This window comes from Burkholderia pyrrocinia (assembly GCF_003330765.1).
Classification (GTDB): Bacteria; Pseudomonadota; Gammaproteobacteria; order Burkholderiales; family Burkholderiaceae; genus Burkholderia; species Burkholderia pyrrocinia_B.
This window is the reverse complement of the sequence record NZ_CP024902.1, coordinates 2,630,263-2,655,894: the sequence shown is the minus strand read 5'-3', so window position 1 is coordinate 2,655,894 and position 25,632 is coordinate 2,630,263. Positions and strand designations below refer to the sequence as shown.

Below are 25,632 nucleotides of genomic sequence, written 5' to 3'. Positions count from 1 at the left end.
GCCCTGACCATTTGACGAGCGGCGCGACGCGTCGTCGCGTGCATCGGCCGAACGGCCGGCGCGGGGATTTTTTGGGCAGCCTGCGCGGCGGGGCGGCTACAATAGCGCCCATGTCAGATCCCCGCTTCGTCCATCTCCGCGTTCACTCCGAATTCTCGATTGCCGACGGCATCGTGCGCCTCGACGACATCGTCAAGGCGGCGGCCGCAGACGGCCAGGGCGCGCTCGCGCTCACCGATCTCGGCAACGCGTTCGGCCTCGTCCGTTTCTACCAGGAAGCCCGCGGCAAGGGCATCAAGCCGATCGCCGGCTGCGACGTCTGGATCGCCAATCCGGACGATCGCGACAAGCCGTCGCGGCTGCTGCTGCTCGTGAAGGACAAGGTCGGCTACCTGAATCTCTGCGAGCTGCTGTCGAAGGCGTGGCTCACGAACCAGTATCGCGGCCGCGCGGAACTCGACGCGAGCTGGCTCGACGGCGAGCTCGCGCAGGGTCTGCTTGCGCTGTCGGGCGCGCAACAGGGCGACATCGGGCTCGCGCTCGCGGCCGGCAACGAGGAAGCCGCGCGCCGTCATGCCGAGCGCTGGGCGAAGGTGTTTCCGGGCGGCTTCTACATCGAGTTGCAGCGTTACGGCCAGCCGGGCGCCGAGGCGTACATCCAGCAGGCCGCGACGCTCGCCGCGTCGCTGAAGCTGCCGGTCGTCGCGACGCACCCGACGCAGTTCATGACCGACGACGATTTCACCGCGCACGAGGCGCGCGTGTGCATCTCGGAAGGCGACATCCTCGCGAACCCGCGGCGCCAGAAGCGCTTCACGACCGACCAGTATTTCCGCACGCAGGACGACATGGCCGCGCTGTTCGCCGACCTGCCGTCCGCGGTCGCGAACACGGTCGAGATCGCGAAGCGCTGCAACCTGAAGCTCGAGCTCGGCAAGCCGAAACTGCCGCTGTTCCCGACGCCGGACGGCATGTCGCTCGACGACTACCTGGTCCAGCTGTCGAAGGAAGGGCTCGAGACCCGGCTCGTGCAGCTGTTTCCGGCCGAAGCCGAACGCGACGCGCAGCGCGAAACGTACTACAAGCGCCTCGAATTCGAGTGCGGGACCATCACGAAGATGGGCTTTCCCGGCTACTTCCTGATCGTTGCGGACTTCATCAACTGGGCGAAGAACAACGGCGTGCCGGTCGGCCCGGGCCGCGGTTCGGGCGCCGGTTCGCTGGTCGCGTACGCGCTCGGCATTACCGACCTCGACCCGCTGCGCTACAACCTGCTGTTCGAGCGCTTCCTGAACCCGGAACGCGTGTCGATGCCCGACTTCGACATCGACTTCTGCCAGCACGGGCGCGACCGCGTGATCCAGTACGTGAAGGAGAAGTACGGCGCGGACGCCGTGTCGCAGATCGCCACCTTCGGCACGATGGCCGCGAAGGCGGCCGTGCGCGACATCGGCCGCGTGCTCGACCTCGGCTACATGTTCACCGACGGCATTGCGAAGCTGATCCCGTTCAAGCCGGGCAAGCACGTGACGATCGCCGACGCGATGAAGGAAGAGCCGCAGTTGCAGGAGCGCTACGACCACGAGGACGAAGTCCACCAGCTGCTCGATCTCGCGCAGCGCGTCGAAGGCCTCACGCGTAACGTCGGGATGCACGCGGGCGGCGTGCTGATCGCGCCCGGCAAGCTGACCGATTTCTGCCCGCTGTACGCGCAGGGCGACGACGGCGGCGTCGTCAGCCAGTACGACAAGGACGACGTCGAAGCCGTCGGCCTCGTGAAGTTCGACTTTCTGGGCCTCACGACGCTGACGATCCTCGACTGGGCCGAGCGCTACATTCGCCGCCTCGATCCGTCGAAGGCTGACTGGTCGCTCGCACAGGTGCCGCTCGACGACGCCGCGTCGTTCCAGATCCTGAAGAAGGCCAACACGGTCGCGGTGTTCCAGCTGGAAAGCCGCGGGATGCAGGGCATGCTGAAGGATGCGCAGCCCGACCGCTTCGAAGACATCATCGCGCTCGTGTCGTTGTACCGTCCGGGCCCGATGGACCTGATCCCGAGCTTCTGCGCGCGCAAGCACGGCCGCGAGAAGGTCGACTATCCGGATCCGCGCGTCGAACCCGTCCTGAAAGAGACCTACGGCATCATGGTCTATCAGGAGCAGGTGATGCAGATGGCGCAGATCATCGGCGGCTACTCGCTCGGCGGCGCGGATTTGCTGCGTCGCGCGATGGGCAAGAAGAAGGCCGAGGAGATGGCCAAGCATCGCGAGCTGTTCCGCGAAGGCGCCGCGAAGAACGGCCTCACGGCCGAGAAGGCCGACGAGATCTTCGACTTGATGGAGAAGTTCGCGGGCTATGGCTTCAACAAGTCGCACGCGGCTGCGTACGCACTGCTCGCGTATCACACCGCGTGGCTGAAGGCGCACCATCCGGCCGAATTCATGGCGGCCAACATGACGCTCGCGATGGACGACACCGACAAGGTGAAGATCCTGTTCGACGACTGCGTCGTGAACAACCTCGCCGTGCTGCCGCCGGACATCAACCAGTCGCATTACCGGTTCGAGCCCGTCGCCGAAGCCGACGGCAAGCGCTCGCGCACGATCCGCTACGGCCTCGGCGCAGTGAAGGGCAGCGGCCAGAACGCGATCGAGGAAATCCTGCGCGCCCGCGAGGAAAAGGCGTTCACCGACCTGTTCGACTTCTGCGAACGGATCGACCGTCGCGTCGTCAACCGCCGCACGGTCGAGGCGCTGATCCGCGCGGGTGCGTTTGATTCGCTGAACGCGAACCGCGCGCAGTTGCTCGCGTCGGTGCCGCTCGCGATGGAAGCGGCCGACCAGGCCGAGGCGAATGCGATGCAGGCCGGCCTGTTCGACATGGGCGCCGAGTCGCCGCACGCGCATGCGCTCGTCGACGAGCCCGCGTGGGACGACAAGCGCCGCCTGCAGGAAGAAAAGGGCGCTCTCGGCTTCTACCTGTCCGGCCATCTCTTCGACGCGTATCGCGACGAGGTGCGCCGCTTCGTGCGGCAAAAGGTCGGCGATCTGAAGGAAGGGCGCGACAAGCTTGTCGCGGGCATCATCGCGTCGCTGCGCACGCAGATGACCCAGCGCGGCAAGATGCTGATCGCGCTGCTCGACGACGGGTCGGGCCAGTGCGAGATCACGATCTTCAACGAACAGTTCGAGGCGAACAAGGCGCTGTTCAAGGAAGACGAACTGCTGATCGTGCAGGGGCAGGCGCGCAACGATGCATTCACGGGCGGCATCCGCTTCACGACCGACACGGTGATGGATCTCGAACGCGCGCGCAGCCGCTATGCCCAGGCCGTGCGGCTGACGATGAACGGCAACGCCGACGCGGGCGCGCTGCGCCGCGTGCTCGAGCCGCACGTGTCGAAGGACGATCCGGCGGCCGCGAACGCAGTCGAAGCGCCCGCGCCGCGCGGGGGCGGGCGCGACGGCGGCCGTCGCCCGCAGGCGCCGCTGCCGAACGGGCTCGCGGTCCAGATCCACTACAGCAACGCGCGGGCGCAAGGCGAAATGCGTCTTGGCGACGCGTGGCGCGTGAAGCCGAGCGACATGCTGCTCGCGGAGCTGCGTGCGGCGTTCGGCGGCAGCATCGTCGAAATCGCGTACTGACCCCCGACCGGACGGCTGTCGCGATACGCGGCCCGCAGCATCGCCATCGTGCGGTGCGGCGGGCCGTTTTCACGTCTTGGGGTAATCGGGTCTTGGGCCGGCCATCCGGACGCTATACAATCCGGCGCTAGCCGCGTGAACGCGGCGCCGGCCGCGGTTCATCCGACGGGCGGCGCCGGTATCGCGCGCATAAATGGGGGTGGATCCATGCGGCGAGCGGCAGCACGCGGCAGGGCCATCCCGGAACAGGATGCCGTGGAGCGGCCCGTCGCGACGATAAAAAACTGACAGTCACCACATGACCATGGCCAATGGGAACCCGACGCAGCGGATCCTCGTGATCCGGATTGATTTTCTGGGCGACATGCTGTGCACGACGGCGTTTCTCGGTGCGCTGAAGGAACGCTGGCCCGGCGCGGAACTGCATGTGGTCGCGAACCGCTACAACGCGGCTGCGCTGGCCGGAAACCCGGACGTGCACACGATCCACACGTACGTGTACAGCCGCGAATGCGAACGCAACGACCGTCCCGGGCGGATGCGCGCATTCTTCGACCGGCTGCGACTCGTGCGTCGCCTGCGTCGCCTGCGGTTCGACCTCGTGGTCGTGCCGAACGGCGGCATGCATCGCAGCAGCATGCAGTTCGCGCGCCAGCTCGGCGCGAAGGATTGCCGCTGGCACGATGCCGAGACCGAATTCGACGATCGCAAGCCCGAGCATGTCGCGCAGCGGCCGATGTGCCACGAGGCGCTGTCGGGTTTCCGGCTCGTGCCCGAACTCGGCCGCGCCGATCTCGACCGCCTCGAACTGTCGGTTCATCCCGATCGCACGCTGCAGGATGCGTGGCATCGCCTGCTCGGCGCGCGCACGAAGCCGCGCGTCGGGCTGTTCGTGTCGAACAAGGCGGCCGAGCGCCGCTGGCCGGCAGACCGCTGGCGCGACCTCGGCGAGCGGCTTGCACCGTTCGCCGACGTGATCGTGTTCCGTGAACCGGCCATCCGCAATGCGGCCGAGGACGACGCGTGGCGCGACGTGAGCGCGCGCCAGGTCGCGCCGTCGTCGGTCGCCGAACTGGTGGCCGCCGCGAGCCTGCTCGACGCGATCGTCTCGGCCGACAGCGCGCCCGTGCATCTCGCGTCGGCGCTCGGCGTGCCGGTCGCCGCGCTGTTCGAGGACCGTCCCGAGAAATACCTGCGCTGGCATCCGCTCGGCGTGCCGCACATGATCCTGCGGGCCGGCGCGACCGTCGACGCGATCGGCGTCGACGCAGTCGAGCGCGCCGTGCGTCATCTGCTGCCGCAGGCCGGCCATTGCGACGCGCCGGTGGCCGACGCGGGACAAGCGCGCCCAGCGGCCGCTGCGCCACCCGCGATCATGACGATCGCTTCGTAGCGCCGGAAGCACCGCGCACGGCGCAAGCACCGGCGCCTGCCGCCGTGCGACCCGCTGGCGGGGCCGCATCAGGGCCGCTGCGCGGCCGGTTCGCCATGCCGCGCCGGCTGCTGCAAAATCCTGTACATTGCCAGCCTTGTTCAGCCAGCTACACAGACCGATTGCCGTGGCCCTGTTTTCTTCCGCCCGCCCGCCCAGAACCATCCTCGTTGCCGCACCGCGCCGTATCGGCGACGTGCTGCTGACGACGCCGCTCGTGCGTTCGCTGAAGGCCCGCTGGCCCGATGCGCAGATCGACATGCTGGTGTTTCGCGGCACCGAAGGCGTGCTCGAGCACAATCCGGACGTGCGGCGCGTGATCGTCGTCGCGCAGCGCGCGGGATTTCGCGAGCGGCTGCGCGATGCGCTGTCGCTGTGGCGCCGCTACGATCTCGCGTGCGCGGCGCTGAGTTCCGACCGGCCGCGTTTCTATAGCTGGTTCGCGGGCCGCAAGCGGGTCGGCCTCGTCGATCCCGATCGTGTCACGTGGCTCACGCGGATGATGCTGAACGGGATCGCGATCAATCACCACGAATCCGCGCATACGGTCGTCAGCACGCTCGCGCTGGCACCCGTGATCGGCATCGAACCGGTGTCCGAGGTCGTCGCACCCGGCATCGGCGACGATCCCGCGCGGCGCGCGCGCTTCGACGCCTGGCTCGCCGAGTCGCCGGCGATCCGCGACGGCAAGCCACTGGTCGTCCTGCATCCGTATCCGATGTTCCGTTACAAGCAATGGCGGCTCGAAGGCTGGGTCGAGATGATCGGCTGGCTGCGCGAGCACGGCTTCGCGGTCGCGCTGTCGGGCGGCCCGGCCGACAGCGAGCGCGAGTATGCGGAGCAGGTCGCGGCCGAAGCGGGCGGCGACGTGCTGAACCTGGTCGGCCGCCTCACGTTCGGCGAGAGCGCGGAGCTCGTGCGGCGCGCGCGGCTCTTCATCGGGCCGGACACCGGCGCGACGCACGTCGCGGCCGCGACGGGCACCGACACGATCGCGCTGTTCGGCCCGTCCGACCCCGTGCGCTGGGGGCCGTGGCCGCAGCACTGGCCCGCGACCGAGAATCCGTGGCCGCTGCGCGGCTCGGGGCGGCACGGGAACGTGTGGCTGCTGCAGGGGGAGGGCGATTGCGTGCCGTGCCGGCACGAGGGCTGCGAGCGCAAGGTCGACAGCCGCAGCGACTGCCTCGTCAATCTCGGCGCGCAGCGCGTGAAAGCCGCGGCGGCCGAGATGCTCGGGCTGAATCCGCCGGGCCCGGCCGCGGCCGTCGTCGACACGTCGCGACTGCATCGCGCCGGATCCGACTGACGCGCGGGAGACGCGCGTTGTTTCTTCGTTCGCAGGCGGCTTGTTTCGACACGAGCCACGCAGCCCGCTCGCTATGACGGCGGCGGGCTTCCGCCGCCGCCGAAGCCGGCCGGCAGCAGAGCGTACGCCGTTGCGCGTTACGCGCTGCGCCGGATCGCCGACGTCTCGCGCGGCAGCGCCTCGCTGCGCTCGCCGCAACCGAGCAGGATGCCGGCCAGCAGCACAATCAGGTGCCCTTCGGCGAAATCGAGCAGCAGCGAATTCGCGAGACTGCCGATCGCGAAGATCGCGAGCCATGCGAGCAGCAAGTGCCGCGAGCGCGGATCGACCGTGCGGCTGCCGCGCGCGATCTGCACGATCAGGTTGATGAACAGCAGCACGCCGAGCGAGCCGAGCTGCACGGCCATCAGCATGTATTCATTGTGCGGGTTCGACGTGAGCTGGCCTTCGGCCGCCGTCTTGCCGGCCGTGAGCTTCTCGAATTCGGATTCGAGGCCGCCCGCGCCGTAGCCGATCACGGGGCGCTGACGATACAGCTCGAGCCCCTTCTTGTACCACTCGAGGCGCAGCCCGGTCGACGTGGCCGCATCGCTCTGCCGGTATTGCTGCACTTCCGTCACGACCTTCGTGAGCCGGCCGTTGTGAACCGTGCACGCGGCGACGACGAGCGCGACGCCGGCCAGGACGAGCACGCCGGCGGCGAGCGTCGCGCGCAGCGCCGACTGCCGGCGCAGCAGCAACACGAAGCGTGCGGCGACGACGAGGATCAGCAGCAGCGCGATGACCTGCCCGGTGCGTCCCTGCAGCATCACGAACACGTTGACGAGCGACCACACGGAGACGCCCGCATACGCGGCGCGGGACAGCGCCGTGCGGGCCGCAAGCGCGAGATCGGCCGCCTGGTAGAACAGCAGCGCGCCGAACATGCCGGCGGCGATGTGGTTCTTGAACACCCATGCGCGCGACAGCGGCAGATCGCTCGCGTGCGCGGGCCCGATCGCGGTCAATCCGAGATAGTTGGTCGTCGACAGCAGCAGGATCACGCACAGCGTGCCGAACCAGCAGCGCCGCACGATCGGCGCCCAGTTCGAATGACGGAACGCGAGCACGGCAAACGGCAGCAGCAGCAGCTTGTCGTACTTGGCGACCCAGTTCCACGCCTTGTTGTGGGGCGCGACCGTATACGTGACGCTGGCGGCCAGCGCGGCAAGGATCAGCAGCGCCGCGAGCGAAGCCGGGTCGGTGACGAACGAGCGCAGGTCACGCCAGAATTCGGGGGAGATCACGAGCGCGGCGGCGAACAGCCCGCAGAACACGTTGGTCAGCGCGGTCGAGACGGGCACCATGCAGAGCGCGGCGACGGCGAATGCGCGGGCGGCGGTCAGGCGCCGCGTGGCGGGAGCGGAAAACGAAAGCATCGGAACCTGTCGAATGGACGAATGCGGCTTGCGCACATCGTGCTGCGCGCCGCGCGTCCCGGGAGAGATCAGGGACGAACGGCGCAGTATACGCGAAGCAGGGGGTGTTTCCGTGCCGTTTTCGGGGCTCGATCAGCTGAACGCGCGCTTGATTCGCGAGCGCAGCAGCGCGCGCTTCAGGCGCCCTTCGACCGCCGGCGTCTCGAGCGCGATGCGCGTGCCGACCGGCTCGCCGCGATGCAGGTAGTAGCGGTCGAACGTCGCCTGGGTCATACCCCATTTGTTCAGAAACTGGCGGCGCCCGTCGTTCTTGACGATCTTGCCCGTGCTCTTCTGCTGGAAGTGGTAGACGAGGCTGTCGCCGACGCCGATGAAGATCCGGCAGCCGGCGTCCCAGAATTTCATCGAGAAGTCGTTGTCGCTGCTCATGCCGGGCGACAGTTCGCTGCTGTAGCCGCCGATCCGGTTCCACCAGTCGCGGTGCACGAGCGTCGGCGGCCAGGTCGAGCCGAGCCAGTCCGCGCGCGCGAGCCGCGGGGTGGCCTCGACGAGGCCCGCCGCGTCGAAATGCTCGACGTCGCGGCCGAAATTGCTGACGACGACGCACGGGTTGCGCGTGTCGACCGGCTCGACCATCGTGCCCGACAGCATGAAGAGGTCGGTCGGCATCTGTTCGATGCGGCGCACGAGCGCCGCGTCCCAGCCGGGGCAGCAGAACATGTCGTCGTTCATGTAGACGACGTAGTCGCGCGTCGCGCGCGCGGCGGCCAGGTTCACCGCATGGCAGATGCCGATGTTGGTCGGCGATGCGGTGTGCTCGATACCTTCGCTGCGCACCCAGTCGAGCGTGCCGTCCGAGCCGTCGTTCACGTGCACGATGATCTGGTGGTCGTGCGCGGAGTGGCGCCGCAGGCTGTCGACGACGAGCTTGAGGTACGGCAGGTTGTTCCAGGTCGGAATGATGATGGAGAACATGGCGGTCGGATTCGGTGGTCGTCGTGGCGGGCGGCGTGCGGCGCAGCCTCTCGGGCGGGCACGCGCGGCGCAGGCAGCCCGGCATTGTAACGCCGGGCCGGCCGCGTGCCGGCGGCCCGCGGGGCGGGCGTTCAGCGCGCCGCTGCGTGGCCGAGCTTCAGGAAGCGGTAATACACGGTTTCCGCGTTGAATACGGCGATCATGAAGCCCGCTCGACCGTCGAGGAACCCGCGCCGCAGCACGTAGGTGCGCACGAACGCCCATGCGCCGCGCGCGAGCGCCTTGCCGAAGCCGCCGCGCTGGCCGGCTGCGCGGCGCTGGCGCGCGCCGGCCGTCGAATACGCGTCGAGCTTGCGCACGACGGTTTCGAAGTCCTCGTACGAGTAGTGCATCAGCTTGCCGGACAGGCGCTGCGCGGCGGTATCGAACACGAGGCGCTCGTGCACGAGATCGTCCGAGAAACGCGCGGCGCCGCGCCGGAACAGGCGCGGCACCCAGTCCGGATACCAGCCGCTGTGATGGATCCACTGGCCGCAGAAGCTCGACAGCCGGTCGAGCGCATAGACCTGCGCGGCCGGCGCGCGGATCGCATCGCGGATCGACTGCGCGAGCGCCGGGCTGACGACCTCGTCCGTATCGAGGGACAGGATCCAGTCGGTGCCGAGTGCGTCGAGCGCGCGGTTCTTCTGCGGGCCGAAGCCCGGCCAGTCGCGCTCGACGATCACGCGCGCGCCGTGCGCCTGCGCGATCGCGACGGTATCGTCGGTGCTGCCGCCGTCGATGACGACGACATCGTCGGCGAACGACAGCGCATCGAGGCACTGGGCGAGCCGCGCGGACGCGTTGAGGGCGATGAGGGCGACGCCGAGGGAGGGTTCAGCCATGAAATCGTCGGAAAGGCGGAGAAAACGATGAGCGGCAGTATACCCGCGGCCCGGCCGCCGGCCGCATCGGCCATGACCGTGCCGGCGGGGGCGGTGCGGCTATAATGTTGAGCCCTTTTCGGCACCCGCCCGACAGGGGCGAAATCCCGGGCGGCCACGCGCCGGGCGCCGCATCGCGGCTCAAGAAGGATTGCCTTGGAAACCCAGAACACTCTTCGCAAACCGATGGACGGCACCGGCACCTCGCCGGTCACGGTCGTCAAGCGCCTGTGGCCGTACATCCGGCCGCTCATCGGCATCGTGGTGCTCGCCGTGATGACGATGGGCGTCGTCGCGGCCACCGAAGCAGGCATTCCGGCACTGCTCAAGCCGCTCCTCGACCACGGCTTCGGCGTGCACGGCAGCGATCGCGCGAAATGGTACGTGCCGATCGCGGTGATCGGCCTCGCGCTCGTGCGCGGCGTATCGCAGTACGCGTCGAATTACCTGCTCAACTACGTATCGAACCGCATCCTGCTGCAACTGCGGCTCGAGATGTTCCAGCGGATGATCCATACCGGCGCGTCGTTCTTCCAGCGCGAAACCGCGAGCACGGTGATCAACGCGATCGTGTTCGAGGTCAACCAGATCCTGTCGGTGCTGACGGGCGTGATGGTCACGCTCGTGCGCGACTCGCTGACGGTGGTGTTCCTGCTCGGCTACCTGTTCTACCTGAACTGGCGGCTGACGCTGATCGTCGCGGTGATCCTGCCCGGCATCGGCTGGCTCGTCAGCAAGATCAACCGCCGCCTGCGCCGCCTGAACCGCGAGCACCAGACGCTGACCAACGAGCTGTCGTACATCGTCGAGGAGACGGTCGGCGGCTACAAGGTCGTCAAGGTGCACAACGGCGAAGCGTACGAGACGGACCGCTTCACCGCGATGAGCAAGCGCCTGCGCGGCTACGCGATGCGCATGACGATCTCGGGCGGTCTCGCGCAGCCGCTCACGCAGTTCCTCGCGTCGATCGCGCTCGCGGTGGTGATCACGATCGCGGTCATGCAGTCGACCAACGACCAGACGACGGTCGGCGGCTTCGTCGCGTTCGTCACGTCGATGCTGCTGGTGATCTCGCCGCTCAAGCACCTGATCGACGTCAACCAGCCGCTGCAGCGCGGGATGACGGCCGCCGAGCTGATCTTCGGGCTGATCGACGAGCCGGCCGAGCCGCAGGGCGGCGGCCGGCCGCTGCCGCATGCGCGCGGCGAGATCGAGTTCCGCGGCGTGTCGTTCGACTATGGCGCGGCCGAGCGGCCGACGCTCGACCGCATCTCGTTCAAGGTCGCGCCGGGCGAGATGATCGCGCTCGCGGGCCCGTCCGGCAGCGGCAAGACGACGCTCGTGAACCTGTTGCCGCGCTTCTTCGACCCGACGGACGGTGCGATCCTGGTCGACGGCGTGCCGGTTTCCGACTACGACCTCCACGCGCTGCGCGGCCAGATGGCGATGGTCAGCCAGGACGTCGTGCTGTTCAACGACACGATCGCCGCGAACGTCGCATACGGGCAGACGCCCGACCGCGCGCGCGTGCAGGCCGCGCTCGAAGCCGCGAACCTCGCCGATGCGGTCGCCGCGATGCCCGACGGGCTCGACACGCTCGTCGGCGGCAACGGGATGCGGCTGTCCGGCGGCCAGCGCCAGCGGCTCGCGATCGCGCGCGCGATCTACAAGGACGCGCCGATCCTGATCCTCGACGAGGCGACGTCGGCGCTCGATTCGGAATCGGAGCGCCACGTGCAGGCCGCGCTCGAACGGCTGATGGAAGGCCGCACGACGCTCGTGATCGCGCACCGGCTGTCGACGATCGAGCGCGCAGACCGCATCCTCGTGCTCGAGGGCGGCAAGATCGTCGAAGAGGGCAGCCACGTCGAACTGCTGCGCCACGGCGGCCTCTACGCGCACCTGCACCGGATCCAGTACCAGCAGCAGGCGGCGTAACGCGCGGTCATGCGGCCACGCGATGCCGTGTGCTAGGCTTTATTGGGCAGGCCCGGTCGTTTCTTGTTCGACGTGACAACAAGGAGGGAAGGACAATGAAGAAGATGCAAGGCATGATGCTGGCCGCACTGATCGCGGCCGGTTGCGTCGCGACGGCGGCGATGGCGCAGGATCACGGCAACTACGACAATCGCGACAACCATGGCGGCCCCGGCATGCAGCGCGGCCACGGCCCGCAACACATGCCGCCCGGCCAGGGGATGCATCGGGAGGACGACATGCCGCAGCGCTGGGCCGACCAGCCGCGCCGCGACTGGCACAAGGGCGACCGGCTACCCAACGAGTTCCGCGATCGCCAATACGTGATCGACGACTGGCGCGGCTATCATCTGAGCCAGCCGCCGCGCGGCTATCACTGGGTCGGCGTCGGCGGCGATCACCTGCTCGTGCAGATCGGCTCGGGCATCGTGCTGCAGATCAACCCGTAACGTTTTTCGCCGTTCATCCGGCTGCCGGGCGTGTACCTGGCAGCCGCGTCACTTTGCCGCCGCGTGGCGGAACCAGCGTCGCTCGATTCTCGACATCACCCAGCACACGCCCAGCGCACACACGGTGCCGAGCGCCACCTCGCCGAGCCGCATCAGCGGAATGTCCCATAGCGGGCCGTTGCCCGGAAACAACAGCACGATCGTCGCGGTCACGCCGCCGAGCCGCGCCGCGCTGCCGACGTTCAGGCACCAGCAGCAGACGATCACGACCGCGACCGTGATCGCGTACGCGACGAGGCGGTCACCGCCGAGCGCCGCGCCGGCGAAGCCGAGCACGCCGCCGACCATCGCGCCGATGAACTGGTCGCGCGACAGCGACATCGTGTCCGAGTAGTTGTGCTGCGTGACGGCGATCGCGGTGATCGCCGCCCACACGGCCTGCTCGGTGTGCATCGCGCGGCCGATCGCATAGGCGAGGCATGCGCTGCAGACGGCCTGGAGCGCCATCAGCCCGCCTTGCGCGAGCCGTTCGCCGAATGACAGCCCCTTGAACAGATCGAAGATCGACTGCTGGATCTGCTGGCGGGCTTCGTTGAGTGTCCTGATCGTATCCATCATGAGTTGGCCAGGAAGCGGGTAACGGTGGCGCGCCGGCCTCAGTGCGCCTGTTCGGGCGATGCGGCGGCCGGTTCGTCGGCCGCCGCATCGCCGTTATCGACGCGCGTTTCGGGCATCACGAGCCAGACCAGCAGGACCGCGAGCGCGCCCGCGCCCGCGAGCCCGAAGAAGCTGACCGCGTTGCCGAAGTGATCGGCGACGTAGCCGGCCGCGGCCGTGCTGAGCGTCGCGCCGATCCCGGCCGCGAGCCCGAAGAGCCCGATACACAGGTTGTAGCGACCCTTGCCGCCCGCGACGTCGGCCGCGATCAGCGGCAGCATCACGCCGAATACGGCCGCGCTGATGCCGTCGAGCATCTGCACGGGCACGAGCAGGTACGGGCTGCTGACGCCGGCGAACAGCAGCGCGCGCACGGGCAGCGCGGAGAAGCCGAGCAGCAGGATCGGCCGGCGCCCCCAGCGTTGCGCAGAGCGGCCGACCCACGGCGACAGCATCGCGACGATCGCTTGCGGCACGATGATGCAGGCGGCGATCACGAGCTGTACGTTCTCGCCCATCCCGGCCGTGACTTCACCGGCGGCGAGGTTCAGCATCGCCGCGTTCGACAGGTGGAACAGCACCACGCACGCCGCGAAGATCAGCATCCGGCGGTCGCGCAGCAGTTCGAGCAGCGTTTCGCGTTCGCCGGCTTCGTCGTGGTCGTCGTCGGGCTTCGACGACTGCGGGATCACCTGGTGCGTCGGCTGGATCATCGCGAGCGCGAACAGCGCGGGCAGCGCCAGCACGGCGGTCAGCCAGAACACCGCGCGTGCGGAGAAGTACTCGCCGGTGAGCCCCATCAGGCCCGCCGCGATCGCGCTGCCGATCGACGCCCAGCGCGCGTTGCGGCCGAGCCGGTCGCCGAGGTCGGCGCGGCCGACGAGCGAGAACGAGATCGCGGCCATCGCCGGCACGAGCATGCAGCTCGCGAAACCGTGGAACACCTCGGCGGCAATCACCGGCACGATCGTCGGGCTCGACGCGAGCAGCACCGCGGACAGGATGATGGCCGCGATTGCCCACGCGGCCGCGCCTTTCTTGTTCTTCAGCGCATCGACGGCCGCGCCGCCCGGCACCTGGCTGACCATTGCGCTGATCGTGCCGATCGACAGCACCATGCCGATCTCGCCCTGCGTCCACTTGTGCGACGCGAGGTAGGACGCGATGAACGGGCCGAACCCGGTTTGAACGTTTGCAACGAAAAAGTTGAGCCAGTCGAGGGACCGCAGACTGCGCACGCTGACGGAATGCTTGATCGTCATCGGGTAGCACTCGCAGACGAAGCCGGCGCGGCGGCGGGGGCCGGCGGCGAGACCGCGACGATCGGCTTGTCGGCCGCGTAGGGCGGCGACGCCTTGATCTGTGCGTCGTTCAGGTCGAGCTGCGGATGCAGCGCCTTGTCGCGCGTGACGAAGCGCAGCGCGCCCCAACTCGCGGCGATCGAACGGCGGTCGGTATTGACGAGGCCGCCGAGGTCGAGCACGACGGCCTGCGGCTGCGCGGCGCGGTCGATCAGCACGTCGACGACGCGGCCGATCTTCGTGCCGTTCGGGCGTTCGACATCGCTGTCGAGCATCGGCAGTCGCGTCGCGGGCGAGGCCGCGGCCGAGCCCGACAGCGGCACGGCCTTCGGCCGCGCGGCCGGGGGCAGGTCGCCCGACGGCACGTCGAGCACGATCGGCTCCTGTTTGCCGCCCGGCGTGAAGCGGAACACGTTCCAGGGGAAGATGACCTTGCGGTCGCCGACGCCCATGAAGCCCTGCAGGTTGACGATCATCTCGCGCGGCTTGCCGCTCGCGTCGGCCACCATGTCGACCGCGCGGCCGATCACCTTGCCGTTGCGGCGCGCGACTTCGCTGTCGAGCAGCGCATGGATCTGGGTGCGGTCGAGCGCGCGCGTCGCGACGAGCGGCGCGGGAGGCGGGGGCGGCGGCGGGGGCGATTCGGGGCGCTGCACGGGCTTCGGCCGCGTCACCTCGCGGTGCGGCTTCTTCGGCGCTTCCGGTTCCTCCGGTTGCGTCGGCGCCGGCACGGGCGGCATCGTCAGCGGCTCGCCGGCGGTTTCCTCGACGGGCTCGACGAGCGCCTCGCTGATCGGCGCGGGCGGATTCTGGGTCGGCAGCAGCCCGCAGCCGGACAGCAGCGCGGCAGCGGCGAGAATCAGGAAGACCGTCGACGACGGAAACGACATGCGGAATGCGGGAAACGGAAGTCCGCCGCTCATTGACACTCACTCCATGGGTCGGGGGCGGCCCGAGGGCACGCGGCTGGCGATGGATGGCGGGTGCGGGCGGCGCACCACGCGAGGTGAGAGTTTAACGTGTCTTGCTTTCAGGACCGATTTCGATGGCGGATCGCAGGCGAGTGCGCGGGAAAGATGAAAGGGGGCGGGCCGGGCGACGTTCGCAGACCGCGAGGAGAACGGGCGTGCGGGCGGAGCGGCGGTGCAAGCTTGACGGCGGCAACATCGAACTCGGCTGCCCCGGCACGTTCACGGTGAAGGCGGCGGGCCATTCGTGGGGTGGCCCTGCCTTGCCGGGCGGTTTCGACGCCGGCTCGGCGCTTGGCTTGGCGCCCGCCCGTCGACGACGAGGCGGGCGCCGCGCGTGCCGTTCGCTTACTTGACCAGTGCGCCGAGCGTCGTCGTCACCGGGGCGAGCAGTCCGCCGCCGGTTTTCGCGATGGCGCCGCCGCCGGTGCCGCCCGTCAGCCCCGCAACCGGCGAGCCGCCGGCTGCGCCCGACACGGCGCCCGTCACGGTGCCGACCGCCGACGTGAGCGCGCCTGCCGGGTTGCCGCCGCCTGTCGCGCCGCCGAGCGCGCCGGTGGCGGTCGAGACGAGCCCGGTCACCGGCGCGAGCGGGTTCGTCGCCGCCGCGCCGCCGCCGAACAGCGTCGTGCCGGCGGTTGCCACCGTGTTGCCGGTGGCCGTCACGACGTTGCCGACGCCGGTCGTCAACGGATTGCCGCCGGTCTTCGCGATCGTCGTGCCGGCGCCCGCGATGCCGTTGCCGACCGTCGTCACGAGATTCGTGAGCGGCGCGCCGAGCGGCGTGCTCGATGCGACGGTCTGCGTGACCGAGCCGACCGTCGACGTGATCGGCGTGATCGCCGAGCTCGCGGCGCCCGTGACCTGAGCGACGGGCCCCGTCGACAGTTGCGTGCCGAGCGTCGCGCCGCCACCGGCGAGGGTGTTGCCGAGCATCGTGATCGCGCCGCCGACCGGCGACGTGACAGGCGCGAGCGGCGCCAGCGCCGACCCGCTCGCGCCGAGGCTCGATACGACGCCGCCCGTCGCGGCAACCGCGTTGCCGAGGTTCGTGACCACGCCGCCCGTGCTCGCGACCGTCGTGCCGACCGGGTTCGACGATGCGCCGAGCTGGCCGAGACCCGAGCCCAGGCCGGTACCGAGCGTCGTGACGGCCGCGCCGGCATCCTGCACGACGGTGCCGAGCCCTTGCGTGGTCGACGCGCTGGTGCCGGGCAGCGACTGGCCCGCGATCGTCGTGCCGACGCCCGATACCGCGCCGCCCGCGGCCGTCACGATGTTGCTCGACGCGTCGACGGTCTGGCCGAGCGCATTGGCGGACGTGCCGCTGCCCGACGTGCCGGTGCCCGAGCCGCTGCCCGTGCTGCCGACGGTCGAGCCGCTGCCGGAACCGCTGCCGGCGCCGTTGCCCGTGCCGCCCGTCGTGGCCGTCGTGTCGCCCGAACCCGATCCGGAGCCGCTCGTGCCCTGGCTCAGCGAGCCGGAGCCGCCGCACGCGGACAGCGATACCAGCGCCGCGACGGCCGCCGCGATCATAATCATTCGGAGTCCTGCTTGATGGATGGCTGGCGTGTTCATGTCGTCCTCGTCTCGATTGAAGAAATGGGTCAGGCGGTCTTCACGTGCGTCGCTGTGTCGCCGCCGCGAAGGTGAAGCGGCGGGCACCTCGGTTGTTGTCTCCCTGATTGACCTGTCGCCATGTCGCGTTGTCACCTGGTTTGGAATCCGGAACGCCTGCCGGTCGCGCGGGTTGCATTCTTTCGTATTGCTTGCCGATCGCGCCGGAAATCGTCGGATTCTTTGCGATCAGAGTAGGCCGACCGACGCAATACTTCCTTTAACCATCGTTAAATTGAAGTAAGCGTCCGATTCATGGCCGGAATCGGGGAAATCCCTGTCGACACGGCACGAAGGGTGTGGATCGGTGTTGGCCGCGCAGGGGGCGGGCGACGGCGGGCGTGTGGCGGGAGAGAGGCGGGAGAGAGGCGGGAGGCGACGTCCGGACCTGCCCGTCAGGGCGGGCCGGCGCGGAGGTCGCCAGGGTACGTCGAGAAAACGGAAAATCAGGCGTCCGGATACCACGCGTCGCTGAATTCGCTGACCTGGACGTCGGTCAGCTCCGGCCGTGCGGCCAGCCACGCGCGCACGGTTTCGCGATCCGCGTCGGTCGTCGTGCCGCGCGGCGCGCCGGAGATCAGGTAGGCGCCGATGCCTTCGTCCGCGGACGCGACGGTCAGGAGCCCGTTCGCTTCGACGAAGTCGATGAACGCGTCGATCAGTTGGCCGCGTTCGAGGTCGGTCAGCTCGTTGCGGTAATGCGCGGTTGCGTTGAACGAGAGTTCCTGGAACTCGGCGATATGGAGTTTCTTGCGCTGGCGGCGGTTGTGGCGTTGGCTCATGGTGTGTGACGAACGATTGCGAAAAGGGTAAAGGGAGGGGCGGCGGCGGGTGGCAGCGCGACATGCGCGGCCGGCCCGGGTGCCGCATCGAAGCGCTGCGCGGCGAGGCCGGCAGCGAACGGACAGAACGCCTACATCAGCACGATATCGTACTGCTCCTGGCTCAGGTTCGACTCGACCTGCAGCGACACCGGCTTGCCGATGAAGTCGATCAGCATCGCGAGATGCTGCGACTCCTCGTCGAGGAACAGGTCGATCACCTGCTGCGCGCCGATCACGCGGAATTCGCGCGGGTTGAACTGCCGCGATTCGCGCAGGATCTCGCGCAGGATGTCGTAGCACACGGTGCGCGGCGTCTTCACCTGGCCCTTGCCCTGGCAGGTCGGGCACGGTTCGCACAGCACGTGCGCGAGCGATTCGCGCGTGCGCTTGCGCGTCATCTCGACCAGCCCGAGCTGCGAGAAGGTATTGACCGTCACGCGCGTGCGGTCGCGCGACAGCGCCTTCTTCAGCTCGGAGAGCACCGCGTCGCGATGCTCGGCGTTCTCCATGTCGATGAAGTCGATGATGATGATCCCGCCGAGGTTGCGCAGCCGCAGCTGGCGCGCGATCGTGTGCGCGGCCTCGAGGTTGGTCTTGAAGATCGTGTCGTCGAAGTTGCGCGCGCCGACATAACCGCCCGTGTTCACGTCGATCGTCGTCATCGCCTCGGTCTGGTCGATCATCAGGTAGCCGCCCGATTTCAGGTCGACGCGGCGCGACAGCGCGCGCTGGATCTCCGTCTCGATGTTGTACAGGTCGAACAGCGGCCGCTCGCCCGTGTAGTGGTGCAGCTTCGGGCTCACGGCCGGCGTGAACTCGGACGCGAAGTCGAAGAGGCGCTGGTACGTCTCGCGCGAATCGACCTGGATGCGCGTCGTGTCGTCGTTCGCGAAGTCGCGCAGCACGCGCTGCGCGAGATCGAGATCCTGGTACAGCAGGCTTGTCGCCGGCAGCCGCTGCGCCTGCGCGACGATCGTCGTCCAGGTCTTGCGCAGGTACGTGACGTCGCCGGCCAGCTCGTCGGAGGTTGCATCCTCGGCGATCGTGCGCACGATGTAGCCGCCTTTCTCATCCGGCGGGATCACGGCCGTCAGCCGCGCGCGCACGGCCTCGCGCTCGGCCTCGCTCTCGATCTTCTGCGAGATGCCGATATGCGGCTCCTGCGGCAGGTAGACGAGCGTGCGGCCCGCGATGCTGACCTGCGTCGACAGTCGCGCGCCCTTCGTGCCGATCGGGTCCTTGATTACCTGGACCATCAGCGTCTGGCCTTCGAACACGGTCTTCTCGATCGGCTGGTGCGGCGTGTTCGACTGCGGCTCGCCCGCGACGCGCGGCTGCCAGATGTCGGCGACGTGCAGGAACGCCGCGCGCTCGAGGCCGATGTCGATGAATGCCGACTGCATGCCGGGCAGCACGCGCACGACCTTGCCGAGATAGATGTTGCCGACCCGCCCGCGCGACAGCGTGCGCTCGACGTGAAGTTCCTGCACCGAGCCTTGCTGGACGAGTGCGACCCGCGTTTCCTGCGGCGTGAGGTTGATCAGGATTTCTTCGTTCATGGTGGGATTCAGAAGGAGATGCGCGCGGTGCGTAGCAGCGCGGCAGTCTCAAAAAGGGGCAGACCCATGATACCCGAATGGGAACCGTCGATTCGCTCGATGAATTCGGCCGCGCGCCCCTGGATCGCATAAGCGCCGGCTTTGCCGAACGGCTCGCCCGTCTCGACGTAGCGCGCGTACGCGTCGCGCGACGCGGCCGCGAAGCGCACCGACGAGCGCGACAGCGCGGGCGGCAGCAGTTCGCCTTCGGCGCCGATCACCGCGACGGCGGTCAGCACGTCGTGCTCGCGGCCCGCGAGGCGCGTCAGCATTGCGAGCGCGTCGTCGGCGTCGGCCGGCTTGCCGAGGATCGCGCCGTCGATCGTCACGGTCGTATCGGCGACCAGCACGGGCGCGGCCGGCCTGCCGCTCGCGACAAGGCGCGCCCGCGCGGCTTCGGCCTTCGCGACGGTCACGCGCCGCACGTACGCATCGGCGGCTTCGCCGGGCAGTTCGGCCTCGAGCGCCTCGGCATCCTCGTCGGGGCGCGGCAGCAGCAGCTCGAAGCGTACGCCGATCTGCTGCAGCAGCTCCTGGCGGCGCGGGCTTTGCGAAGCAAGGTATAGGGTAGGGAAAAGCGCGGGGGACGTGCTGGACGGCATGGTGTCGTTATCTCGGTGAGCGCGCGCGGCGCGCGTGTCGAGGACGACGCGTCATGCGCGATGATAGGGATGATTCTGCGTGATGCTCCACGCCCGGTAAAGCTGTTCGGCGAGCAGCACGCGCACCATCCCGTGCGGCAGCGTCATGCTGGAGATGCGCAGCAGCACGTCGGCGCGCGCTTTCAGTTCCGGATCGAGCCCGTCGGCGCCGCCGATCACGAACGCGACGTCGCGGCCGTCCTGCTGCCAGCCGGGCAGCGCCTGCGCGAGCTGCATCGTGGTCCAGTCGCGGCCGCGCTCGTCGAGCGCGACGATGCGCGCGCCCTTCGGCAGCGCGGCCTCGATCTTCTGCCGCTCGGCGGCCATCACGCTTTCGGCGCTGCGGCTACCCGAACGCAGTTCGGGCTTGATCTCGCGCAACTCGATGCGCAGCTCGGGTGGCATCCGCTTCGTGTATTCGTCGAAGCCGGATGCGATCCAGCCCGGCATCTTGTGGCCGACCGCGAGGATGAAAAGCTTCATCGGGACGATTCGTAACGGCTTAACGGCGGCGGGCGGCCGTCTTGCGCGCCGGGCGTGCGGGCGCCGCTTCCTCGTCGTCTTCGTCTTCGCTGGCCGTGGCAAAGCCGTTCGAGCCCTTGCCGCCGCCGAGCTTCATCCGCACGGGCTTGTCGCCCCAGATTTCCTCGAGGTTGTAGTACTGGCGCAGCGCCGGCTGCAGGATGTGCACGACCGCGTCGCCGCAGTCGACGAGCACCCATTCGCCGGTTTCTTCGCCTTCGGAGCTGACGATGTCGCCGCCGGCTTCCTTGACCTTGTCGCGCACGTTCGACGCGAGGGCCTTGGTCTGGCGGTTGGAGGTGCCCGACGCGACGACTACGCGGTCGAACAGTTCGGTCAGGTGGCTGGTGTTGAACACCTTGATGTCTTGCGCCTTGACGTCTTCGAGGGCGTCGACGATGACACGCTGCAGTTTGCGGATATCCATGGATTCAGGAGTGGTAGAGACGATGTTGAAGAATATAGGCCCATACGGCGGCCGGCACATGTTCGGCCGACGCGTCGGGCATGTGCGCATGGCGCGCGATGCATTCGCGCAGGTGCGCGCGGATGTCGGTCGCGGCGATGTCGAACGCGAGGGTCGTGTCGATCAGCAGCCGGCCGGCCGGCGTGGCCTTCAGTACGTCGGCGCCGGCCTGCCGCGCGGCGATTTCCCGCGCGACGTCCGGCGACGCCGCGCCGAGCTCGAAGCCCGGGCGCGTCGACGCGCAGATGTGCGCGTAGTCGAACAGCTTGCGCCAGTCGCGCCACGTGTCGAGGCGCACGAGCTGGTCGGCGCCGATCAGCAGCGACAACGACGCATCCGGGCCGATCCGCTCGCGCCAGCGCGCCAGCGTCTCGACCGTGTAGGTCGGGCCGGCGTGCTCGATCTCGTCGGTGGCGACGGTCACGGTCACGCCCGGCACGGACAGCGAGCCGGCGGCCGCGCGCGTCATCGCGAGCCGATGCTCGGCGGCCGACACGTCGCGCTTCTGGTACGGCTGCCCGGCAGGCAGCAGCACGAGCTCGGTCAGGCCGAGCAGCTCGGCGAACCGGCGCGCGAGCGCGAGATGGCCGTCGTGGATCGGGTCGAAAGTGCCGCCCAGCAGGCCGATACGACGCGGCAGCGGGGCGGAGCGGGCGGTGGTGTCCAGAAACGCGTCCTTTTCTCGGGGCAGCGGGGCGCGCGGGCTCAGACCCAGTCGCGCGGCACGATGAAGTCGCTGTACAGGCGCGCTTCAGGCGTGCCCGGTTCGGGCTGCCAGTTGTAGCGCCAGTTCGCGACCGGCGGCATCGACATCAGGATCGACTCGGTCCGGCCGCCGCTTTGCAGGCCGAACAGCGTGCCGCGGTCGAACACGAGGTTGAATTCGACGTAGCGGCCGCGGCGGTACGCCTGGAAGTCACGTTCGCGCTCGCCGTACGGCAGGTCGACGCGGCGCTCGACGATCGGCAGGTAGGCCCGCAGGAACGCATCGCCGACGCTTTGCATCATGTCAAACGAGCGTTCGAAACCGGGCTCCGAGAAATCGTCGAAGAAGATCCCGCCGATGCCGCGCATCTCGTTGCGGTGCTTCAGGAAGAAATACTCGTCGCACCATTTCTTGAAGCGCGGGTAGAGCTCGACGCCGAACGGGTCGAGCGCATCCTTGCAGGTCTGGTGGAAATGCCGCGCGTCGTCCTCGAAACCGTAAACCGGGGTCAGGTCCATGCCGCCGCCGAACCAGAACACGGGCTCCTCGCCCGGTTTCGTCGCGATCAGCATGCGCACGTTCATGTGCACGGTCGGGCAGTACGGATTGTGCGGGTGCAGCACGAGCGACACGCCGAGCGCCTCGAAGCCGCGGCCCGCGAGCTGCGGGCGCGCCGCGCTCGCCGACGGCGGCAGCGCGTCGCCCGCGACGTCGGAAAAGCCGATTCCCGCGCGTTCGAACACGCGGCCGCCTTCGAGAATCCGCGTGCAGCCGCCGCCGCGCAGGCGTTCGGCCGGCCCGCGCTGCCATGCGTCGGTCGCGAGCGGCGTGCCGTCGAGCGCGCCGAGCGCGTCGGCGATGCGTGCCTGCAGGCCCTGGAGGTACGTGCGCACGCGCGCCACGTCGTAGGTCGAATCGGTCATGTCTGGACTGGGTGCCCCCGCCCGAAGCGGGGGCCGTAAAAAAGGCATCTGCCGGGCATTCTATCGAACCCCGGCAGAGAGGCCGCCGCCACGCGAGGGCGGGGCGGCGGTTGCGACGTCACGCGCTCTTGCGGTTGAGCGCGCGGAAGCCGATGTCGCGGCGGTACTGCATGCCTTCGAAATTGATCTGGTTGATCGTGTCGTACGCATGCTGCTGCGCTTCGCGCACCGAATCGGCGAGGCCGACCACGCACAGCACGCGGCCGCCGGACGTCACGAGCTTGCCGCCGTCGCCGAGCGTCGTGCCCGCATGGAACGTGACCGCCTGTGCGGTCTCGGCCGGGATCCCGTTGATGCGGTCGCCCTTGCGCGGTGCGTCCGGGTAGCCGTGCGCGGCCAGCACGACGCCGAGCGCGGTGCGGCGGTCCCAGTCGAGCTCGACCGTGTCGAGCGTGCCCGCGATCGCCTGCTCGACGACCTTCGAGAAATCGCTCTTCAGACGGGCCATGATCGGCTGCGTTTCCGGGTCGCCCATCCGGCAGTTGAACTCGAGCGTGCGCGGATTGCCTTCCTTGTCGATCATCAGGCCCGCGTACAGGAAGCCGGTGAAGCGGATGCCGTCCTTCTCCATCCCGCGCACGGTCGGCATGATGATCTCGCGCATCACGCGTGCGTGCATCTGCGGCGTGACGATCGGCGCGGGCGAATACGCGCCCATGCCGCCGGTGTTCGGGCCGCGGTCCTCGTCGAGCAGGCGCTTGTGGTCCTGGCTGGAAGCCAGCGCGAGCGCGTGCTTGCCGTCGACCATCACGATGAAGCTCGCTTCCTCGCCGTCGAGGAATTCCTCGATCACGACGCGCGCGCCGGCATCGCCGAGCTTGTTGCCCGACAGCATCATGTCGACGGCCGCATGCGCTTCGTCGAGCGTCATCGCGACGACGACGCCCTTGCCGGCCGCAAGGCCGTCGGCCTTCACGACGATCGGCGCGCCCTTCGCGTCGATGTACGCGTGTGCGGCGGCGGCGTCGGAGAAGGTGTCGTAGTCGGCCGTCGGGATGCCGTGGCGCTTCATGAACGCCTTCGCGAAATCCTTCGAGCTTTCGAGCTGCGCGGCTTCGCGGGTCGGGCCGAACACCTTCAGGCCGCGCGCGCGGAACAGGTTGACGATGCCGGCCGCGAGCGGCGCTTCCGGCCCGACGAGCGTGAACGCGACGCCTTCGCTTTCGGCGAAATCGGCGAGTTCGTCGAGCGACGTGATGTCGACGTTCTTCAGGCGCTCGTCCTGCGCCGTGCCGCCATTGCCGGGCGCGACGTAGACCATCTGGACGCGCGGCGACTGCGCGAGCTTCCACGCCAGCGCATGTTCGCGGCCGCCGGAACCGACGACGAGTAGTTTCATGGGATTCCCCGCAGACTAGAAAACAGGGCGGCCGGCACGCTCAGGCGCGCCGGCCGCGGAATCGGTCGGGCCGCCGCCGCGACAGGTGCACGGCGGCCGGCATTTCATTCGTCGACGATGACGGCGTTCGTATACACGTCCTGCACGTCGTCGAGGTTCTCGAGCGCGTCCAGAAGCTTCTGCATCTTCGCCGCGTCGTCGCCGGTGAATTCGACTTCGTTCTGCGGCTTCATCGTCACTTCGGCGAGCTCGGCCTTGAAGCCGGCGGCTTCGAGCGCGTCCTTCACGGCCGAGAATGCCTGCCAGTCGCACAGCACTTCGATCGAGCCGTCGTCGTTCGTGTTCACGTCGTTCGCGCCGGCTTCGAGCGCGGCTTCCATCAGCGCGTCTTCCGACGTGCCGGGCGCGAACAGGAACTGGCCGATGTGATCGAACATGAAGGCGACCGAGCCGTCGGTGCCCATGTTGCCGCCGAACTTCGAGAACGCGTGGCGGACCTCCGCGACCGTGCGGGTGCGGTTGTCGGTCAGCGTGTCGACGATGATCGCCGCGCCGCTGATGCCGTAGCCTTCGTAACGGATTTCCTCGTAGTTCGCGCCGTCCGCGCCGCCGACGCCACGGTCGATCGCGCGCTTGACGTTGTCCTTCGGCATGTTCGCGTCGGCCGCCTTGTCGACCGCGAGACGCAGGCGCGGGTTCGACGCGACGTCGCCGCCGCCGAGGCGCGCCGCGACCTGGATTTCCTTGATCAGGCGGGTCCAGACCTTGCCGCGCTTCGCGTCGGCCGCTGCCTTCTTATGCTTGATGTTGGCCCATTTCGAATGACCAGCCATACCTTTCTCCGTGCCCGGGCGCGCTGCGCGGGCGATTGTGCCAATGTGTCGTTGAATCGGCGGCCGTTTCGGCGGGCATGAAGCCGCGGGGCCGCGCGTGTCGAGTGGATCGGGATTTTATCACGCGGCGACCGTCGGTTCGGGGCCGCCGCGCATGGCCGAACGGCCAGAACGACCGCGGCGGCACGCCGGAAGGCGCGCGGCGCGGCCGCCGGCGGGTGTCAGTTCTTGGTGCCGAACAGGCGGTCGCCCGCGTCGCCGAGGCCCGGCACGATGTATGCGTGCTCGTTCAGGTGCGAATCGAGCGACGCGACGTACAGCTTCACGTCCGGGTGCGCGTCCTGGAACACCTGCACGCCCTCGGGCGCGGCGACCAGCGCGACGAACATGATGTTCGCGGTCGGCACGTTGCGGCGCTTGAGCACGTCGACCGCGTGCACGGCCGAGTAGCCGGTCGCGACCATCGGGTCGCACAGGATGAAGATGCGGTCTTCGAGGTCCGGCAGGCGGACGAGGTATTCGACCGGGCGGTGGTCTTCGGCGCGGTACACGCCGATGTGGCCGACGCGCGCGGACGGGACCAGGTCGAGCAGGCCGTCCGACATCCCGATGCCCGCGCGCAGTACGGGCACGATCGCGAGCTTCTTGCCCGCGATCACGGGCGAGTCGACTTCGACGAGCGGGGTTTCGACCCGCTTGGTCGTGATCGGCAGGTTGCGGGTGATCTCATAGCCCATCAGCAGCGTGATCTCGCGCAGCAGCTCGCGGAACGTGCGCGTCGACGTGTCCTTGTCGCGCATGTGGGTCAGCTTGTGCTGGATCAGCGGGTGATCGAGGATGAAGAGATTCGGGAAACGGCTGTCCTGTTTCATGACGGGGAGTGCCTTGGCGGCAAAAGAGGATCGGGGAGCGGCAGCGGGCGCCAAGCCGGCCGCGCGCTTATGGCCGCAATTTTACCAAGGCGCGCCGCGCGATCCGGATATTATCGACGTCTCACGACAAACCGCGCGCCGCGCGCGCCCGTTCGCCCGCCTGCGGGCGCTGCGGGGCCCG

General features: G+C 68.8%; 22 protein-coding genes and 1 pseudogene. 6 read left to right on the top strand and 17 right to left on the bottom strand.

Annotated elements, in window-relative coordinates; all coding sequences use genetic code 11:
- The first annotated feature begins 110 nt into the window (after window positions 1-110).
- The 3 genes from dnaE to CUJ89_RS12820 all read left to right on the top strand — a co-directional run bounded on the left by dnaE (window position 111) and on the right by CUJ89_RS12820 (window position 6,382).
- Window positions 111-3,644 (top strand): DNA polymerase III subunit alpha, encoded by a 3,534-nt coding sequence (dnaE, locus tag CUJ89_RS12830; RefSeq protein WP_114177644.1) that lies wholly within the window; start codon window positions 111-113, stop codon window positions 3,642-3,644.
- 304 nt (window positions 3,645-3,948) lie between these two features.
- Window positions 3,949-5,037: a glycosyltransferase family 9 protein gene (locus CUJ89_RS12825; protein WP_114177643.1), complete on the top strand. Its 1,089-nt coding sequence runs from the start codon at window positions 3,949-3,951 to the stop codon at window positions 5,035-5,037.
- A gap of 166 nt (window positions 5,038-5,203) precedes the next feature.
- Window positions 5,204-6,382 (top strand): glycosyltransferase family 9 protein, encoded by a 1,179-nt coding sequence (locus tag CUJ89_RS12820; protein ID WP_114177642.1) that lies wholly within the window; start codon window positions 5,204-5,206, stop codon window positions 6,380-6,382.
- A 137-nt stretch (window positions 6,383-6,519) separates the two neighbouring features.
- On the opposite strand, the gene CUJ89_RS12815 is transcribed toward CUJ89_RS12820, so the two are convergent.
- From CUJ89_RS12815 to CUJ89_RS12805, 3 genes are all read right to left on the bottom strand, one after another.
- Window positions 6,520-7,800, bottom strand: a complete 1,281-nt coding sequence (locus CUJ89_RS12815) for an O-antigen ligase family protein (protein ID WP_114177641.1) — start codon at window positions 7,798-7,800, stop codon at window positions 6,520-6,522.
- 132 nt (window positions 7,801-7,932) lie between these two features.
- Complete coding sequence (locus tag CUJ89_RS12810; protein WP_114177640.1) at window positions 7,933-8,775, bottom strand: glycosyltransferase family 2 protein; 843 nt, start codon at window positions 8,773-8,775, stop codon at window positions 7,933-7,935.
- Window positions 8,776-8,906: 131 nt separating this feature from the next.
- Window positions 8,907-9,659, bottom strand: coding sequence for a glycosyltransferase family 2 protein (locus CUJ89_RS12805; protein WP_114177639.1), 753 nt, complete (start codon window positions 9,657-9,659; stop codon window positions 8,907-8,909).
- A gap of 225 nt (window positions 9,660-9,884) precedes the next feature.
- Here CUJ89_RS12805 and msbA point away from each other — a divergent pair, with 225 nt between their 5' ends.
- Together msbA and CUJ89_RS12795 are read left to right on the top strand one after the other, a co-directional pair.
- Window positions 9,885-11,636, top strand: coding sequence for a lipid A export permease/ATP-binding protein MsbA (msbA, locus tag CUJ89_RS12800; protein WP_236654949.1), 1,752 nt, complete (start codon window positions 9,885-9,887; stop codon window positions 11,634-11,636).
- A gap of 95 nt (window positions 11,637-11,731) precedes the next feature.
- Window positions 11,732-12,124 carry an RcnB family protein gene (locus CUJ89_RS12795; protein WP_114177637.1) on the top strand — a complete coding sequence of 131 codons (393 nt, stop codon included), beginning with the start codon at window positions 11,732-11,734 and terminating at the stop codon, window positions 12,122-12,124.
- A gap of 48 nt (window positions 12,125-12,172) precedes the next feature.
- Here CUJ89_RS12795 and CUJ89_RS12790 read toward each other — a convergent pair whose 3' ends face one another.
- The 3 genes from CUJ89_RS12790 to CUJ89_RS12780 are packed head-to-tail and all read right to left on the bottom strand — an operon-like array spanning window position 12,173 to window position 15,005.
- Window positions 12,173-12,739 (bottom strand): FUSC family protein, encoded by a 567-nt coding sequence (locus CUJ89_RS12790; protein WP_114177636.1) that lies wholly within the window; start codon window positions 12,737-12,739, stop codon window positions 12,173-12,175.
- A gap of 41 nt (window positions 12,740-12,780) precedes the next feature.
- Window positions 12,781-14,043 carry an MFS transporter gene (locus tag CUJ89_RS12785; RefSeq protein ID WP_114177635.1) on the bottom strand — a complete coding sequence of 421 codons (1,263 nt, stop codon included), beginning with the start codon at window positions 14,041-14,043 and terminating at the stop codon, window positions 12,781-12,783.
- On the bottom strand, window positions 14,040-15,005 hold the full coding sequence (locus tag CUJ89_RS12780) for a PRC-barrel domain-containing protein (protein ID WP_114177634.1): 966 nt from the start codon (window positions 15,003-15,005) through the stop codon (window positions 14,040-14,042). The genes CUJ89_RS12785 and CUJ89_RS12780 overlap by 4 nt, the downstream gene beginning before the upstream one ends.
- A 224-nt stretch (window positions 15,006-15,229) precedes the next feature.
- Here CUJ89_RS12780 and CUJ89_RS39075 point away from each other — a divergent pair.
- Window positions 15,230-15,313: pseudogene (locus tag CUJ89_RS39075) on the top strand (DUF2345 domain-containing protein); the annotation flags it as partial.
- Between the two features lie 85 nt (window positions 15,314-15,398).
- On the opposite strand, the gene CUJ89_RS12770 reads toward CUJ89_RS39075, so the two are convergent.
- The 11 genes from CUJ89_RS12770 to upp form a co-directional block, all read right to left on the bottom strand.
- Window positions 15,399-16,628: a collagen-like triple helix repeat-containing protein gene (locus CUJ89_RS12770; RefSeq protein WP_114177632.1), complete on the bottom strand. Its 1,230-nt coding sequence runs from the start codon at window positions 16,626-16,628 to the stop codon at window positions 15,399-15,401.
- A 485-nt stretch (window positions 16,629-17,113) separates the two neighbouring features.
- Entirely contained in the window at window positions 17,114-17,449 is a 336-nt protein-coding gene (locus tag CUJ89_RS12765) for a YggL family protein (RefSeq protein ID WP_114177631.1), read from the bottom strand.
- Between the two features lie 131 nt (window positions 17,450-17,580).
- Window positions 17,581-19,050 carry a ribonuclease G gene (gene rng / locus CUJ89_RS12760; protein ID WP_114177630.1) on the bottom strand — a complete coding sequence of 490 codons (1,470 nt, stop codon included), beginning with the start codon at window positions 19,048-19,050 and terminating at the stop codon, window positions 17,581-17,583.
- An 8-nt stretch (window positions 19,051-19,058) separates the two neighbouring features.
- Window positions 19,059-19,691 (bottom strand): Maf family protein, encoded by a 633-nt coding sequence (locus CUJ89_RS12755; protein WP_114177629.1) that lies wholly within the window; start codon window positions 19,689-19,691, stop codon window positions 19,059-19,061.
- Window positions 19,692-19,742: 51 nt separating this feature from the next.
- On the bottom strand, window positions 19,743-20,213 hold the full coding sequence (gene rlmH, locus CUJ89_RS12750; RefSeq protein ID WP_114177628.1) for a 23S rRNA (pseudouridine(1915)-N(3))-methyltransferase RlmH: 471 nt from the start codon (window positions 20,211-20,213) through the stop codon (window positions 19,743-19,745).
- Between the two features lie 19 nt (window positions 20,214-20,232).
- Window positions 20,233-20,679, bottom strand: coding sequence for a ribosome silencing factor (gene rsfS, locus CUJ89_RS12745; RefSeq protein ID WP_114177627.1), 447 nt, complete (start codon window positions 20,677-20,679; stop codon window positions 20,233-20,235).
- 4 nt (window positions 20,680-20,683) lie between these two features.
- A complete protein-coding gene (locus CUJ89_RS12740; protein WP_236654948.1) occupies window positions 20,684-21,409 on the bottom strand; it encodes a nicotinate-nucleotide adenylyltransferase in 726 nt (241 codons plus the stop codon).
- A 14-nt stretch (window positions 21,410-21,423) separates the two neighbouring features.
- Window positions 21,424-22,347, bottom strand: a complete 924-nt coding sequence (gene hemF, locus CUJ89_RS12735; protein WP_114177625.1) for an oxygen-dependent coproporphyrinogen oxidase — start codon at window positions 22,345-22,347, stop codon at window positions 21,424-21,426.
- A 118-nt stretch (window positions 22,348-22,465) separates the two neighbouring features.
- Window positions 22,466-23,746, bottom strand: coding sequence for a phosphoribosylamine--glycine ligase (purD, locus tag CUJ89_RS12730; RefSeq protein ID WP_114177624.1), 1,281 nt, complete (start codon window positions 23,744-23,746; stop codon window positions 22,466-22,468).
- 104 nt (window positions 23,747-23,850) lie between these two features.
- Complete coding sequence (locus CUJ89_RS12725) at window positions 23,851-24,579, bottom strand: YebC/PmpR family DNA-binding transcriptional regulator (protein ID WP_114177623.1); 729 nt, start codon at window positions 24,577-24,579, stop codon at window positions 23,851-23,853.
- A gap of 221 nt (window positions 24,580-24,800) precedes the next feature.
- Entirely contained in the window at window positions 24,801-25,451 is a 651-nt protein-coding gene (gene upp / locus CUJ89_RS12720) for a uracil phosphoribosyltransferase (RefSeq protein ID WP_114177622.1), read from the bottom strand.
- Between the last annotated feature and the right edge of the window lie 181 nt (window positions 25,452-25,632).